We start from the raw sequence: 16,990 nt of genomic DNA, 5'->3' as shown, positions 1-16,990 counted from the left end.
TTTATGATATCATTTGTGTTAACTACAAACTATATATTCACAATGATTTAAGATACAATGAAACTAAAATTAATACATACGATGAAATAAATCACAGTTCAGACTAAGACAAGTACATTCGTTTTAGTCTGAATTATAATGTGAACAACTGGTGATTGAATTAAAACAGCTTTAAATCAGTCATTTCAAGCACTAGCCATTCTTTCCAAATTGAGAAGACGAAACTTTTTTAGCAAAATGATATAAGTAGTTCTTACGCTTTTTTTATATATAATGCACGATTATTGTTAACTATGGTTTTCGTTGATTTTATTTTTCTCTATATAATGTTAATATGTATATGGATAATAACGTGAGGTGTGAACATGGAAACGACATTAAACATATTAGAAACACAAATTACACAGCGACTTCGCGGTGTAAATCATTATGAATCAATCTATATAAATAAAACGTTGGCACAAATTCTTGATTCTTATGATATACCACAAGAAGCTAAATTAGCTTGCCTCACAATAGATACAGCAATGCGTCACTTAGACGAAGTTTCTACAACTTTATCGTCTAAAAAATCTATTTTAATAGGTGACTTGTTAAGTGCACATTTTTATACATTATTAGCAAATTTAAATGATCCAACTTATCAAAAAGAAATTAGTACAGCCATTGTAGAAGTAAATGAAATGAAATCTTCTATTCACCACGAAGCAATAGATATTAACGCTATTGGAGCATATATATTAAAAATAGAAAATACATTTCCACTAATTACAATAAAACGATTTATTCCAAATGCTGATACTTCTTTTATCAATGATAAATTAATAGCAAATTTAAGTGAAAATCACCCTTCATATTTAAGTAATTATTCTAAAGAAACGCTAGAATCATTTTTAGACCAACTAAAAACTGAAATTCATCCAAAAAGAGGTAATTAATATGGCAGATAATAAAGCAAAAAAAGAACAAGTACATGATGTTTTCCAAAATATTTCTGGTAAATACGATCGGCTGAATAACATCATAAGTTTCGAGCAACATAAAACATGGAGAAAGCGCGTAATGAAAGAAATGAATGTGAAGTCTGGATCTAAAGCATTAGATGTTTGTTGTGGAACAGCAGATTGGACAATCTCTTTAAGTAAAGCTGTAGGTCACACTGGAGAGGTCATCGGTGTAGATTTCAGTGAAAACATGTTAGAAGTTGGAAAACGCAAGACCAAAGATATGCATAATATTCAACTTGTTCATGGTGATGCAATGAATTTGCCATTTGAAGATAACGAATTTGATTATGTAACAATCGGTTTTGGTTTAAGAAATGTGCCTGATTATTTAGCAACATTGAAAGAATTAAATCGTGTACTTAAACCAGGTGGTATGATTGTTTGTCTTGAAACAAGTCAACCTACAACGCCAGTATTTAAACAATGTTACAAACTTTATTTTAAATTTGTGATGCCAATTTTTGGTAAAATTTTTGCAAAATCTAAAGATGAATATGAATGGTTACAACAATCAACATTTGATTTTCCAGATAAAGAAAAACTGAAAAGACTATTTAATCAAGCAGGTTTTAGTAATGTTAAAGTCCGTAGCTTTACAGGTGGCGTTGCAGCAATGCACCTTGGCTATAAATAAAAATGAATCAACCAAAGGTGATTAGCGTGTCAAAGTTAAATATAAATAGTGAAATAAAAAAAATAGAAAAACGATTAGAACAGTCAATTAAAAGTCACGATAAAGTACTCGAGGCTGCTTCACATCATTTATTTTCTTCTGGTGGTAAACGCGTTAGACCAGCTTTTGTAATTTTAAGTAGCCAATTCGGCAAAGAAATGAATGAAGATGTTTATCGTGTCGCAGTTACGCTTGAATTAATTCACATGGCTACTTTAGTCCATGATGATGTTATAGATAAAAGCGACAAACGTAGAGGCAGTTTGACGATTTCAAAAAAATGGGATCAAAACACAGCCATACTCACTGGTAATTTCTTACTCGCTCGTGGACTTGAACATATATCGAATATTGAAGCTAATCGTGTACACGCTGTTATTTCTCGCGCCATTGTAGAAGTATGCATGGGAGAACTATATCAGTTTCAGGATCAATTCAATGGACATCAGACAATAACAAACTACTTACGTCGAATTAATCGTAAAACAGCATTGCTCATTCAATTGTCTACAGAAGTAGGTGCAATCACCTCTGGAGCTGACGCAAAAACTGTACATAATCTAAAAATGATTGGCCACTATATAGGTATGAGTTTCCAAATTGTAGATGATATATTAGATTTTACTAGTACTGAGAAAAAACTAGGCAAACCAGTTGGAAGTGACTTGATGAATGGTCATTTAACTTTGCCTGTGCTTTTCGAAATGAGAAAAAATGAAACATTTAAACAACAAATCCAGCAATTAAATTCAGAAACGGATCATGAAACATTCGTTAAACTAATTGATCAAATTAGAAACTCTGATGTCATTGCGCAATCTCAAGCTGTAAGCGACAAATATCTTAATAAGGCTTTACATTTAATTGATGAATTAGATAACGAAAATTCAAAATCATTATTTAAAAAGTTAATTAAAAAAGTTGGTAAAAGAAATGTGTAACTTATGTGAAAAATATTGAAAGCGCTCTAATAACCTGTTAATATATGAATGTGATTCAAAACATATTTTTATTTTTAATACATATTTGTGTACATTAATTTATTAATCGTACACTGATACATAACAAACAGGGGGAAGCACACACAATGGAAAGAACATTTTTAATGATTAAACCAGATGCAGTACAAAGAAATTTGATAGGGGAAATTATTTCTCGCATTGAAAGGAAAGGTCTCAAATTAGTTGGTGGTAAATTTATGACTGTACCACAATCACTAGCTGAAGAGCATTATGCTGAACATACTGACAAACCGTTCTATAAACATTTAATTAGTTTTATAACATCTGCACCAGTATTTGCGATGGTTGTTGAAGGTGAAGATGCAGTACATGTAGCTCGTCATATTATAGGTAAAACAAACCCATCAGAAGCTACGCCAGGTACAATTAGAGGAGACCTTGGTTTAACAGTAGGAAGAAATATTATACATGGCTCAGATTCAGTTGAGTCAGCAAATAAAGAGATTAATCTTTGGTTTAAGGCTGATGAATTAAGTGAGTACTCAGAGTCTAGAGAATCTTGGTTATACGAATAATCATTAAAAATTGTAAATACCAATAATTAAACTGATTAGATCATTGTATCTAATCAGTTTTTTATATGTACAAAACAAATTTTCCACTCGTTTTACATGACTATAGTAATCAAGTACAGGATTTAATATAATTTAAATAACTCAAGTGTTACACTTGTAAAATAATAATATTAGAAGTCATTTTTATGAATATTCAGCAATTATTAATTTTCCTATTAATTTGAACTATTGAATATGATAAGATATAGAACATATATTAATTTAAAGTACTAAAGAACGGAGTGGGTAAAGTATGAGATATTTAACTTCTGGTGAGTCACATGGACCTCAACTAACGGTGATTATTGAAGGTGTGCCAGCTAATTTAGAAATTAATGTAGCTGATATAAATGAAGAAATGTTTAAAAGACAAGGTGGATATGGTCGTGGTCGCCGTATGCAAATTGAAAAAGATGCTGTTGAGATTGTTTCAGGTGTGAGAAATGGTTATACACTTGGAAGCCCAATTACACTGATTGTTACAAATGATGACTTCACACATTGGAAAAAAATAATGGGCGCAGACCCAATTAGCGAGGAAGATCAAGATAATATGAAACGTGTTATCACTAAACCTCGTCCTGGTCATGCAGATTTAATCGGTGGGATGAAATACAATCACAGAGATTTAAGAAATGTATTAGAACGCTCATCTGCACGTGAAACAGCAGCACGTGTTGCTGTAGGCGCCGTTTCAAAAATACTTTTGAAACAATTAGATATTAACTTTTATAGTAGAGTAGTAGAAATTGGTGGAGTTAAAGATGATTTAGAATATGACTTAGATACAATCAAATCAAATATCGATAAAAATGATGTGCGTGTCGTTAATGATGAAATCGCGCAAACGATGCGAGATAAAATCGATGCTGCTAAAAAAGCTGGTGATACAATCGGTGGCGTTGTACAAACAATCATTGAAGGTGTACCGATTGGAATTGGTAGCTATGTACATTATGATCGTAAACTAGACGGTCGAATTGCACAGGGTGTTGTAAGCATCAATGCGTTTAAAGGCGTTAGTTTTGGTGAAGGGTTTAAAGCAGCTGAAAAACCTGGAAGTGAAATTCAAGATGAGATATTATACGATACAACAAATGGGTATTATAGAGGCTCAAACCATTTAGGCGGCTTTGAAGGCGGCATGTCTAATGGAATGCCAATCGTTGTTAATGGTGTAATGAAACCTATTCCGACACTATACAAACCATTAAATTCAGTAGATATTAATACTAAAGAATCATTTAAAGCATCTATTGAGCGTTCTGATAGTTGTGCTGTACCTGCAGCCAGTGTTGTTGTTGAAAACGTAGTCGCATTTGAATTAGCAAAAGCATTGCTCGAAGAATTTCAATGTAATCATATTGAACAGCTTCAATCACAAATCAAAGAACGTCGTTTATTAAATATAGAATACTAAAATGTAACTAAAAAATTCACAGATTATTGAGGTGATTACATGAAACTAGAAACAACTTATAAATCTAATAATTATCCTATCATTGTAGAACACCAAGCAATAGACCATTTACATCAGTTTATCAAAGACTATGAAGATGTCGTACTTGTGGTCGATGAACATGTAAACCATGATTGGCACGAGTTGTTAGATTTTATCACTTCTGAAAATAATGCACATAAATTGATCATTCCTTCAGGAGAAACGACAAAAACCTTATCATTTTATGAAAAAACCATCGAATCATTATTAGCTAAACAATTAACGCGTGATACATGTCTCATTGCGATCGGTGGTGGTGCTACTGGTGATTTCACAGGTTTTCTTGCTGCGACTTTATTAAGAGGTGTTGATTTCATTCAAGTTCCAACAACTATTTTGGCACATGATTCAAGTGTGGGTGGCAAGGTAGGGATTAATTCTAAACATGGTAAAAATCTAATAGGCGCTTTTTATAGACCTAAAGCTGTTATTTATGACCTGAATTTTTTAGAAACATTACCTTACACTGAGATATTAAGTGGTTATGCAGAAGTTTATAAACATGCCTTACTAAACGATATAACGTCTGTAAATAATATTGAAGCACAGTATCCAAATGAACAAGCACTTGCTTCGTTAAAGGATATTGAATATTTTCTATATAAAGGTATAGAAACAAAGCTAAATATTATTGTTCAAGATGAAAAAGAATCTAATGTACGTAAATATCTAAATTTGGGGCATACTTTTGGACATGCTGTTGAATATCAATTTAAAATCCCACATGGTCACGCCGTCATGATAGGTATAATTTATCAATTTATAGTTTCTAATATCATATTAAATACACATTATGATATTTCACATTATATTCAGTATTTAAAATCACTAAACTATCCGTTAGAAGTCATTCAATCATTTGAATTTAATTCATTGTATGGATTAATGTTAAAAGATAAAAAAAATGATCAACAAGGTGTGCAAATGGTGCTTTTAAATGCTATTGGGGATCCTCAAGTCAAACACGTAGATAAAGCCACACTTTCACAAGCTTTTGAAATATTCACAACACATTTTGAAAAGTAGGTGCCTAAAAATTGTCAAATAGTAAATTAGTAGAAATTAACGGACCACTTGTTGGGGAAATCGAAGTACCTGGCGATAAATCAATGACACATAGAGCGATTATGTTAGGTTCGCTTGCAACTGGAAAATCAACCATTTATAAGCCGCTTCTAGGTGAAGATTGTCTTCGTACAGTCGAAATATTTAAACTTCTAGGCGTTCAAATTGAAGTCAATGAAGATAAAATCGAAATTGATTCACCTGGCTATAAGTATTTCAAAACACCACACCAAGTGTTATATACTGGGAATTCTGGTACAACGACGCGTTTAGTCGCCGGATTATTATGCGGACTCGGCATAGAAACAGTCTTATCTGGGGACGAATCTATTGGTAAACGCCCAATGGATAGAATTATGAAACCATTAAGATACATGAATGCAAATATTACTGGAATTAATGATAATTATACGCCACTGATTATTAAACCTGCTTCTATCAGCGGTATTACTTATGAAATGGAAGTAGCCAGCGCACAAGTTAAAAGTGCAATTCTTTTTGCAAGTCTTTTTGCTAATGAACCAACGAAAATTAAAGAATTTGATACAACACGAAATCATACAGAAACGATGTTTGAACATTTCAATATACCTATTGCTGTAAATAATGACATTATTGAAATGCCAAGTCTTGGTATCGAACATATTAAACCTGCTGATTTTCACGTACCAGGTGACATATCGTCCGCAGCATACTTTATTGTTGCTGGCTTGATTACGCCGGGCAGTGATATTACAATTCACAATGTTGGCATTAACCCTACACGTTCAGGTATCATAGAAATCGTGACACAAATGGAAGGGAATATCACATTATTTAATCAAACAGATAATCCAGAACCAACAGCATCAATTCGCGTGCAATATTCACCTAATATGAAACCTATTCATATTGATGGTGACCTTGTACCTAGAGCGATTGATGAGATTCCAATTGTAGCCTTACTTTGTACGCAAGCGAATGGTACAAGTATTGTAAAAGAAGCGGAAGAACTTAAAGTTAAAGAAACAAACCGCATTGATACGACCGCAAATATGCTTAATTTGTTAGGGTTTACATTGCAACCAACGAATGATGGTTTAATCATCCACCCATCTGCATTTGAACAAACGGCGACAGTTAACAGTTTCACTGATCATCGTATTGGAATGATGTTAGCCATCGCGTCATTGTTATCAAATGAAGCACTACCAATCGAGCAATTTGATGCTGTCAATGTTTCTTTCCCAGGTTTCTTACCAAAGTTAAAACAATTAGAAAAAGAGGGATAATAGTATGGAAGATATCTACAAACTCATAGACGATATCAACTTACAAAAATTAGATAACCTAGATACACGGGTAAATGATGCATTAAGTTCCCCTAAAGACGATGCATTATTTATTCTTGGTGAAACGTTATATAATTATGGTTTAATGCCTCAGGGCTTAGAAGTGTTCCGTACGCTTTACCACAAATATCCTGATGAAAGTGAACTATTAATCTATTTCATCGAAGGGTTAATGTCTGAGAACCATACTGATGAAGCCTTAGAGTATTTAAGTGAAGTGGAAATATCCACTGAAAGATTAATGTTAGAAGCTGATTTATATCAACAATTAAATATGCTTGAAGTTGCAATTAGTAAACTTGATGAAGCAATTGACATTGAACCAAATGATCCAATTATTCATTATGCATTAGCAGAATTATTATACTTTGACGGACAGTATTTAAGAGCTACGTCTGAATACGAAACTGTCCTTGAAACAGGCGAATATGAAGTGAATGGCGTGAATTTATTTTCACGTCTAGCTGACTGTAGTTTGCAAAGTGGGAATTATAGCGATGCTATCAAAATGTTTGATGAAATTAGTGAAGACGAGATGGACTCTGAAGACTATTTTAAAAAAGCAATTGCTTATGAAAAAAATGATCTTACGCAAGAGGCAATTAATTTAGTACAGACTTTATTATCTAAAGATCCTGATTTCTTACAAGCTTATTTTTATTTACAACAATTATATGAAAATGAACACAACCATGCAGATGCAATTGAAATTGGTAAAGAAGGTTTACGCTTAACACAATTTTATAAAGAATTGATGGTCTCTACAGGAACAATTCAAATAGAGCATGGCGATGCAAATGAAGGTGTCCAATTGCTTATTCAAGCATTAGAAGTAGATAATGCATACCAAGAACCTTTACTAATATTAAGTGATTTATATAGACAAGAAGAAGATTACGAATCACTCATAGGATTACTACAATATGTTGACGAAGAAGACTTGGATCCTGTCTTTATGTGGCATCTTGCCTATGCACTTGGCCAAGAAGAACGAGATAAAGAAGCGCAACACTTTTTCGAATTAGCGTATACGACGTTACAAACACAATCAGCATTTTTAAGTGATTACTATTATTATTTGATTGAAATTGGCCAAATTAAACAAGCCAAAATGATTTTAGACCAATTATTAGAATTAGAGCCTAGTAATGAAACTTGGCACGACGAAGCTGAAAGATTACAATCTTTCTAAATTAGGAAAGGTGGGTTCGAATGACTTATACCCTACAACAATCTAAAGCAGCTTTTATTGAATACCTTCTATTTCATTATCAGTTTAAATCTAGAATTAGTGTATGGGTATTGAATTTAATCAAGTCATCACCGAATTTATTGCAACAAATACACTTTGTAGATGCACGTATTCCAAATCATAACACACTAGAAATAGCTACAGAAAATACGGTAGAGCCTGCAATAAGATTTACACTAGACAATCAACAATTAATCAATAGCAATGAAATCTTTGAATTTATAGCAAATGATGCTTTGTCTTTTGATATAAAAGTATATTTTAGCGACACGCAAAAAAGAGATTATAAATTAGATAATTTATTGTTAACACAATTACTCAATTCACCTTATTATGCTGTATATATGCAAGATATATACAGCATTCCTTTATCGAAGCAAAGTGAGACTTCTATTATTTCTCATTTACAAGATAATATTGATTTAAGTTTACAATTACATGATAAAGCGTTGTTTTATCAATTATCACAAATCCTTAACACGTTTAAATTAAGAAATGTAAATACATCAACGAGGGACTGACGCTATGAATATAAAAACGTTATGGCATGCAATGATATATCATAAGGGTGTGCTTTACTTCTTACTTATTTGTAATTTACTAGGAACGGCATATGGTTATATATGGTACGGTAGTCAACTTAGTGTTACTGATATACAATTTAAGGCCTTTGTACCTGATAGTCCGACTGCATCACTGTTTCTATGTATTATCATTCTGGCCTATATATTCGGTAAACAAATACCCATTTTTGAGGCTTTGGCCTTTGTATCGCTTATTAAATACGGTGTTTGGGCAGTCATTATGAATATCATCATGTTTATACAATACGATGCAGTAACGATTACGGGTTGCATGCTTATACTATCGCATGGCGTAATGGCAGTTGAAGCATTCGTCTTTTATCCAAGGTTTAAAATATCTATTTCTGCATTTATTATTGCTATGATCTGGGTATTTCATAACGATATTATCGATTACGTTTTTATGCAGTATCCCTATTATGATTTTATCGCGAGTCATATTGAAGGTGTTGCTTATCTCGCTTTCTGGTTGAGTATTATTCCGTTAATTCTATATTTAAATTTAACTCGATTTGAAAAAGATAAAATATTTGACCACTAATGAAGGACACAGTAAAATGTTTATAAAGGAGTGAGGTTTTTGTCTTTTATCTATATGATTATATACTTTGTTATATTAATGGTACTGCCTCTTTGGGCGCAGCACAAAGTTAAATCTAATTATGAAAAATATTCACAAGTCAGATCTACAAGCGGAAAGACGGGTCAAGAAGTAGCTTTAGAAATACTTCATGCTAATGGCATTTACGATGTTGATGTTGTAGAAGGACAAGGTTTCTTAACGGACCATTACGATCCACGTAAGAAAGTACTTGTACTATCTCCAGCTAACTTTAGCAGACCTTCAGTCGCTGGTACTGCTATTGCTGCACACGAAGTTGGTCATGCAATTCAACATGCGCAGGGCTATTTCTTCTTGAGATTCAGAACTTCTTTAGTACCGCTTGCTAATATTGGTAGTTCAATCGGCTATTTAGCTGTATTTGCAGGTATTATTTTAACAAGCTTACAAAGTACTTTAGGTTCTACAGCACTATGGATTGGTATAGCATTTATGTCATTTGCAGTATTGTTCTCAATTGTCACATTACCAGTTGAATTCAATGCTAGTAGTAGAGCAATGAAACAAATTCAAAGTTTAGATATCGTAAATGAAAAAGAATATCGTCATGCTAAAAAAGTACTTACAGCTGCTGCAATGACTTATGTTGCATCAACTGCAGTTGCTTTAGCAGAACTTGCAAGATTTATTCTAATTGCTAGATCAAGTGATTAATATAATTGATTCCCAAACATCTTTGATGTTTGGGTTTTTTTATGTGCTAATTCTTAAATTTTCTCATAATCAAAATACGACCGTTGTAATACAATTATTGAGTTGCTTATGTATAGTACATTTTTCCTCATCTAGATACACAAGTATCCTACTGCTTTCTAAATATATTTTTTCACAATCAAGCATAAGCCTTAACTGTTGCAGGAATAATGCATGAAACATAAAATTAGTCTATACTATAAAAGAAACCGTTAGAAATGAGAGGCATATATTATGAAATCTATGAAAGAAATGCAAACCGAAGTAGATGACTATATTGGACAGTTTAAAACAGGATATTTTTCTCCATTAGCGAACCTAGCGCGCTTAACTGAAGAAGTCGGGGAACTTTCAAGAGAAATCAATCATGTATATGGTGAGAAAAAGAAAAAAGCTTCAGAAGATGATAATACAATTAAAGCAGAATTAGGAGATAACTTATTTGTCTTAATGTGTATTGCCAATTCTTTAGATATCGATTTAACTGAAAGCTTTGATGAGACGATGGAGAAATTTAATACACGTGACAAAAATCGTTTCGAACGAAAATAATTTTACATGAATGAGAAAGGATGTACCGCCTTATGAAAATAGGCATCACTTGTTATCCATCTATGGGTGGTTCAGGCATTATAGCTACAGAATTAGGTATCAAACTCGCTGAGCGTGGTCATGATATTCACTTTATTACATCTAATATACCGTTTAGAATAAGAAAGCCTTTACCAAATATGACGTTCCATCAAGTTGAAGTAAACCAATATGCTGTTTTTCAATATCCACCCTATGATATAACACTGAGTACAAAAATCGCTGAAGTCATCAATGAATATGACTTAGATGTGCTACATATGCATTATGCTGTGCCTCATGCTGTGTGTGGTATATTAGCAAAACATATGTCACAAAAAGATATAAAAATAATGACGACCTTACACGGTACTGATATTACAGTGCTCGGTTATGACCATTCTTTAAAAAATGCAATTAAATTCGGTATTGAGGGCAGCGATGTGGTGACGAGTGTAAGTCAATCACTTGCACAACAAACTTATGATATCATCGAAACTGATAAAGAGATTGTCCCTATATATAATTTTGTAAGAGAAAAAGAATTTCCTACCAAACTCAATACACCAACTTCAGAGGATGAACAACTAAAAGCTTGTTACGGTATCCATCCTGATGAAAAAGTACTGATTCATGTGTCCAATTTTAGATCAGTGAAACGTATCGATACGATTATTGATACATTTGCAAGAGTGCATAAAGCTATCCCTTCTAAATTAATCTTACTTGGCGATGGCCCTGAACTTATGGATATGAAAGAAAAAGCACGTCAACTTAATTTAGAAGATGCAGTGTTGTTTTTAGGTAAGCAAAATTGGGTGAGTCAATTCTATCAAATTTCAGACTTAGTTCTATTATTGAGTGAAAAAGAAAGCTTTGGATTAACATTGCTTGAAGCTATGAAATCTGGTGTGGTTCCAATTGGTTCAACTGCAGGTGGTATTAAAGAAGTAATTAAACATGAAGATACTGGATATATCGTTAATGTTGGAGACGATGAAGCTGCAAGTGCGTATTCGATTCAGTTACTAACTAATCCTGAACTATATCACGAAATGCAAACGCGAATGCTAGAAGATGTTGCAAACAGATTTTCATCTGATTTAATTGCAGATCAATATGAGTATTATTACAAAAAAATGTTAGAGGGTAACAATGACTAATTCTTTATTTGAAACAGCCAAACCAATTCTAGAAAAATTACAAGCTCATCATTTTCAAGCCTATTTTGTTGGTGGCTCTGTGCGTGACTATCTTATGAATAGACCCATTCATGATATCGATATTACAACGAGTGCAACGCCGGATGAAATTGAAACAGTATTTGATAAGACCATACCTATTGGGAGAGAACATGGCACAATTAATGTGATATACAAAGGCGAGCAGTATGAGGTTACAACTTTTCGTTCTGAGGGTGATTATGATGATCACCGTAGACCTAATGAGGTCTTTTTTGTTAGAAACTTATATGATGATGTACAGCGCAGAGATTTTACAATGAATGCAATTGCGATGGATATTAATTATCAAATCTTTGATTACTTTGAAGGACAGCAGGATATTAAACATCAACTCATTAGAACTGTTGGTAATCCTGATGAACGCTTTGATGAAGATGCATTAAGAATTATCAGAGGCTTACGTTTTCAATCACAATTTGGCTTTCACTTAGAAGAAGCTACTTTTACCGCGATGTTCAACCACATTGCAGATATTAAATATTTGGCAATTGAACGCATTGTTGTTGAATTAAAGAAACTAACAAATGGTGACTTTGTATCGAAAAGTTTTAATAATTTAAAGCATTTTATGGCTTTTAAATATATTCCATTTTTCAAACACTACGACATCACCAAATTCACATTACGTAATGCCATGCCTTTTACGACGTTTGTAGCGTTTTTAATATCTCAACAGCGTGAAATAGATGCGAATATTGCTGATTTAAAAGTGAGCAACAATGAAAAAAAACGTATTAAAACATTAGTTCAACTTATCGATCAAATAGATGAAGTACAAACAAAATCACAATTAAAATTATTTGTTTATGACTATGGAAAAAAAGATATACTAGAAGTATTAAGCTATTTAGATGAATTAAAACGAAATCGTATTACATCTATATCACCATTAATAGTTAACGACCAAACAGTTACTGAAGTTGCAAAACAATTACCGATGCTGTCAAGAAGTGAAATGGATATCAATGGGAAAGATATATTAGAAATAGCGAATAAAAAAAGCGGACCATGGCTCAAAGAAACCTTACGTGAAGTCGAATACGCTATAATATCAGGTGAAGTAGTCAATTTCAAACCTGAACTTAAAAAGTGGGTGAAAACACGTGTCTAAATATAGTAAAGCAGTTGTCTATATGTTATACCAATATGAATCTGAATACATTTCTGGCCAATTTATTGCTGAGCAACTTTCTATATCAAGAACAGCTGTAAAGAAAGTCATTGATCAATTAAAAGAAGAAGGGTGTCAGATAGAATCCATTAATCATAAAGGACATCACTTAATTCAATTACCAGATAAATGGTACAAAGGTATCGTTATGCCAACCATTCAATCTCAACATTTATTTGAACATGTTGACGTATTCGATCAAGTAGAGTCCACACAATTATTAGCGAAACAAAAATTAGTAGGCAATACAGATACGTTTTTAATCCTAAGTGATGAACAAAGGAAAGGAAAAGGCCGTTTCAATAGACCGTGGGCTTCAGCCAAAGGAAAAGGGCTTTGGATGTCAATTGTTTTACGACCAGATGTACCTTTCGATATGATAACTAAGTTTAATTTATTTATGGCGCTTGGTATAAGAGATGCTATTCAACAATTTAGTAAAAGTGATGTTTCTGTAAAGTGGCCTAATGATATTTATATCAATAATCAAAAAGTCTGTGGCTTTTTAACCGAAATGGTTGCTAATAGTGACGGTATTGAAGCTGTTATATGTGGTATTGGCATTAATATGAATCAAGAACCAAGCGATTTTACTGGTGAATTAGCTCAAAAAGCAACCAGTATTAGAATACACAAGAAAGATAAAGTGAATCGTTATGATTTTTTAGAAGTGCTTATTTCACAAATCGAGTATCGATATAAACAATTTATTAAAGAACCATTTTCATCTATTCGTGATGAATACATAGCTACTTCAAATATATGGCACAAACAGTTAAGATTCACTGAAAATAATGTTCAATTTAAAGGTGAAGCCATTGATATAGATGATAATGGATTTTTAATTGTTTTAGATGAGAATAAACAACAACACCAATTGATGAGCGCTGATATTGAATTATAACTCAAATAATGAAAGGAGGAAGTAGAATGGCAAAACCTTGCTATGCTGTCGTAGATTTAGAAACTACAGGCAACCAATTAGATTATGATGAAATTATTCAAATAGGCATAACATTTGTGCGTGAAAATAAAATTATTGGAACGTATCACTCCATGATTAAAACAGATTTAGAAATTCCTCCTTTTATTCAAGCTTTAACTTCAATTGAAGAAGATATGTTAAATCAAGCACCGTATTTTCATGAAATTGCAGAAGATATATACAAACAAATAGATGGTTGTATATTTGTAGCGCATAATGTGGCGTTTGATTTAAATTTTATCAAGAAATCATTTAAACAATGCCATATCAATTATCGTCCAAAGAAAGTCATGGATACGTTAGAATTATTCAAAGTTGCTTTCCCAACGGATAAAAGCTATCAATTAAGCGAACTAGCTGAAGTACATGGGATTATCTTAAACAATGCCCATAGAGCTGATGAAGACGCTGCCACAACGGCACAACTGATGATTATTGCATTCGAAAAATTTGAATCTTTACCATTAGATACACTTAAGCAACTTTATTACCTAAGTAAAAATCTAAAATACGATTTACATGATATTATATTTGAAATGGTGCGAAATTATGATGAACAAACGCTTAGTGATCGATTTGATCAATTCGAACAAATCATATATAAAAAACAAATAGATTTTAAAGCACCAACCGTACAATTCGGTGGTAACTTAAAAGCACTATACACTTTAGTGACTAAAGAACTGGGGTTAACATATCGCCCTCAACAATTATATTTATCTGAAATTATATTGGAACAACTCATGCATAGTGAAAAAGCAATGATTGAAGCCCCTTTAGGAAGCGGTAAGTCATTTGCTTATCTACTTGCCTCACTGATGTATAATATCGAAACTGGCAAACATGTCATGATTTCTACAAATACAAAATTATTACAAAACCAATTATTAGAAAAGGATATTCCTGCGATTAAAAAAGCATTAGATTTCAAAATAAATGCGACGCTAATCAAAAGCAAACGTGACTACATCGCTTTAGGGTTAATAAGTCAAATACTTAAAGAAGAATCTAGTAATTATGAAGTTTGCATTTTGAAGATGCAATTACTGATTTGGATTACGGAAACAGACACGGGTGATATTCAGGAATTAGATTTAAAAGGCGGACAAAAAATGTATTTCGAACAAAAACTCGAAACCTATGTTCCAGTCCGTAATGATATACATTATTTTAATTTTATTAAGCGCAATGCACAAAACATTCAAATTGGTATCACAAACCATGCCCACTTAATTCACGCAGCTCACGATAACTCCATTTATCAATTATTTGATGATTGTATTATAGATGAAGCACATAGGCTGCCAGATTATGCTTTAAATCAAGTAACTAATGAATTGAGTTACGCAGATATTAAATATCAGTTAGGGTTGATTGGTAAGACTGAAAATGAAAAGTTACTAAAATCTATAGATCTACTTGAACAGCAACGTATTCTCGAAAAATTAGACATACCACCTATAGATGTTTTTGGCTTAAAAACGACTGTGAATGAGATACATGATTTGAATGAACAATTGTTTACAACGATGTATGATATTATTCAATCTTCTGAAATACAAGATGATGAAGTCCATAAACTTCATTTCGTATATCACTTTGATGTCACACCTATATTAAACGACTTACATGCCATTATTCACAAATTAAACATGACGTTAGAATTCTTTAATGGTATGAGCCATAAATCAATTAAATCAGTGAGAAAGCAATTTCTATATATTAATGATCGTTTTAAAGATATTGAACAAAGTCTTAAAAATAAACACACATGTTATTTATCTATCAAAAATTTAAATCAGAAATCTACTATAAGACTTAATGTTAAAGATTACGATGTTAAAGAAATCCTCACGAAGCAAGTGCTCGATAAATTCAAATCACTAACATTTATTTCAGGGACACTAACATTCAATCATTCCTTTGAGAACTTTAAACAATGGTTTAATAAAGATATTGAATTTAACACATATGAAATTGATACGACCGTAACATCACCGAATCAAACGACTGTCTTTATACCAAATGATGTATCATCTTATAATTATAAGAATATTAACGATTATGTAAGTTCCATTGTTAATTATGTAATTGAATACGTATCTGTTGTAGAATCCAAATGTCTGATCCTATTTACGAGTTATAAAATGATGCATATGGTTCAAGAATTAATAAATGAATTGCCTGAATTTGAAGATTATGTTGTATTAACACAACAACAGAACCAAAACTATAAGATTGTCCAACAATTTAATAGTTTTAATAAAGCCATATTGTTAGGTACAGGTACATTTTTTGAAGGCTTCGATTTTCAGTCAAATGGCATTAAATGTGTCATGATTGCTAAATTACCGTTTATGAACCAAAATAATACTAAATATTGGTTGATGGAGTCTGAGTTTACTTCTACATTCAAAGAATATGTGTTACCTGATGCTGTGACACGCTTTAGACAAGGGCTAGGTAGATTAATTCGTAGTGAAAATGATAAAGGCATTATCGTATCTTTTGATGACCGTTTAATTCGTAGTAATTACAAACAGTTTTTTGAACAATCATTAGAACAATATCGTCAGAAAAAAGGGGATATTAAGCAATTTTCTATACTCCTTAAAAAATTAAAAAAAGAAAACGCTAAGAAACCATAAACATAGCACAAGCAACTAGAACTTATATATGGATTTTGTTAAAATATATAAGGATAAAAAAAGTAGAA

16 protein-coding genes are annotated in these 16,990 nt (G+C 32.3%); all 16 read left to right on the top strand.

All coding sequences use genetic code 11. The features are described 5' to 3' along the window. Positions 1 to 365: 365 nt before the first annotated feature. Entirely contained in the window at positions 366 to 938 is a 573-nt protein-coding gene (locus KA893_RS00600) for a hypothetical protein (protein WP_002483249.1), read from the top strand. 1 nt (position 939) lies between these two features. Then, positions 940 to 1,641 carry a demethylmenaquinone methyltransferase gene (locus KA893_RS00595; RefSeq protein WP_002483250.1) on the top strand — a complete coding sequence of 234 codons (702 nt, stop codon included), beginning with the start codon at positions 940 to 942 and terminating at the stop codon, positions 1,639 to 1,641. A gap of 26 nt (positions 1,642 to 1,667) precedes the next feature. Beyond that, on the top strand, positions 1,668 to 2,621 hold the full coding sequence (locus KA893_RS00590) for a polyprenyl synthetase family protein (RefSeq protein WP_186330546.1): 954 nt from the start codon (positions 1,668 to 1,670) through the stop codon (positions 2,619 to 2,621). A 146-nt stretch (positions 2,622 to 2,767) separates the two neighbouring features. Next, complete coding sequence (gene ndk, locus KA893_RS00585; protein ID WP_002483252.1) at positions 2,768 to 3,217, top strand: nucleoside-diphosphate kinase; 450 nt, start codon at positions 2,768 to 2,770, stop codon at positions 3,215 to 3,217. A gap of 292 nt (positions 3,218 to 3,509) precedes the next feature. After that, positions 3,510 to 4,676, top strand: coding sequence for a chorismate synthase (gene aroC, locus KA893_RS00580; RefSeq protein ID WP_002483253.1), 1,167 nt, complete (start codon positions 3,510 to 3,512; stop codon positions 4,674 to 4,676). Positions 4,677 to 4,715: 39 nt separating this feature from the next. After that, on the top strand, positions 4,716 to 5,783 hold the full coding sequence (gene aroB, locus KA893_RS00575) for a 3-dehydroquinate synthase (protein WP_002483254.1): 1,068 nt from the start codon (positions 4,716 to 4,718) through the stop codon (positions 5,781 to 5,783). Between the two features lie 11 nt (positions 5,784 to 5,794). After that, positions 5,795 to 7,093: a 3-phosphoshikimate 1-carboxyvinyltransferase gene (gene aroA / locus KA893_RS00570; RefSeq protein ID WP_002483255.1), complete on the top strand. Its 1,299-nt coding sequence runs from the start codon at positions 5,795 to 5,797 to the stop codon at positions 7,091 to 7,093. 4 nt (positions 7,094 to 7,097) lie between these two features. Then, positions 7,098 to 8,345, top strand: a complete 1,248-nt coding sequence (locus KA893_RS00565; RefSeq protein ID WP_002483256.1) for a tetratricopeptide repeat protein — start codon at positions 7,098 to 7,100, stop codon at positions 8,343 to 8,345. A gap of 20 nt (positions 8,346 to 8,365) precedes the next feature. Beyond that, positions 8,366 to 8,926 carry a YpiB family protein gene (locus tag KA893_RS00560; protein ID WP_011303072.1) on the top strand — a complete coding sequence of 187 codons (561 nt, stop codon included), beginning with the start codon at positions 8,366 to 8,368 and terminating at the stop codon, positions 8,924 to 8,926. Between the two features lie 4 nt (positions 8,927 to 8,930). Continuing rightward, positions 8,931 to 9,530, top strand: coding sequence for a DUF1405 domain-containing protein (locus KA893_RS00555; RefSeq protein WP_041080663.1), 600 nt, complete (start codon positions 8,931 to 8,933; stop codon positions 9,528 to 9,530). A gap of 39 nt (positions 9,531 to 9,569) precedes the next feature. Then, positions 9,570 to 10,265, top strand: a complete 696-nt coding sequence (locus KA893_RS00550) for a zinc metallopeptidase (RefSeq protein ID WP_011303074.1) — start codon at positions 9,570 to 9,572, stop codon at positions 10,263 to 10,265. 273 nt (positions 10,266 to 10,538) lie between these two features. Next, positions 10,539 to 10,856, top strand: a complete 318-nt coding sequence (locus KA893_RS00545; protein ID WP_037538413.1) for a nucleotide pyrophosphohydrolase — start codon at positions 10,539 to 10,541, stop codon at positions 10,854 to 10,856. Positions 10,857 to 10,888: 32 nt separating this feature from the next. Next, the gene (gene bshA / locus KA893_RS00540) at positions 10,889 to 12,037 is read left to right on the top strand and encodes an N-acetyl-alpha-D-glucosaminyl L-malate synthase BshA (RefSeq protein WP_069821997.1); all 1,149 of its coding nucleotides are present in this window, start codon (positions 10,889 to 10,891) and stop codon (positions 12,035 to 12,037) included. Beyond that, entirely contained in the window at positions 12,030 to 13,229 is a 1,200-nt protein-coding gene (locus KA893_RS00535) for a CCA tRNA nucleotidyltransferase (RefSeq protein ID WP_002483262.1), read from the top strand. Before bshA ends, KA893_RS00535 begins: the two co-directional genes overlap by 8 nt. Then, the gene (locus tag KA893_RS00530; RefSeq protein WP_194375701.1) at positions 13,222 to 14,193 is read left to right on the top strand and encodes a biotin--[acetyl-CoA-carboxylase] ligase; all 972 of its coding nucleotides are present in this window, start codon (positions 13,222 to 13,224) and stop codon (positions 14,191 to 14,193) included. Before KA893_RS00535 ends, KA893_RS00530 begins: the two co-directional genes overlap by 8 nt. Before the next feature lie 26 nt (positions 14,194 to 14,219). Continuing rightward, positions 14,220 to 16,922 (top strand): helicase C-terminal domain-containing protein, encoded by a 2,703-nt coding sequence (locus KA893_RS00525; RefSeq protein WP_041080666.1) that lies wholly within the window; start codon positions 14,220 to 14,222, stop codon positions 16,920 to 16,922. Positions 16,923 to 16,990 lie beyond the last annotated feature (68 nt).

The organism is Staphylococcus sp. GDY8P126P (assembly GCF_017891965.1).
GTDB lineage: Bacteria > Bacillota > Bacilli > Staphylococcales > Staphylococcaceae > Staphylococcus > Staphylococcus saprophyticus.
Note: the sequence above shows the minus strand (reverse complement) of the source record. Positions and strands in the feature narration are given on the sequence as shown.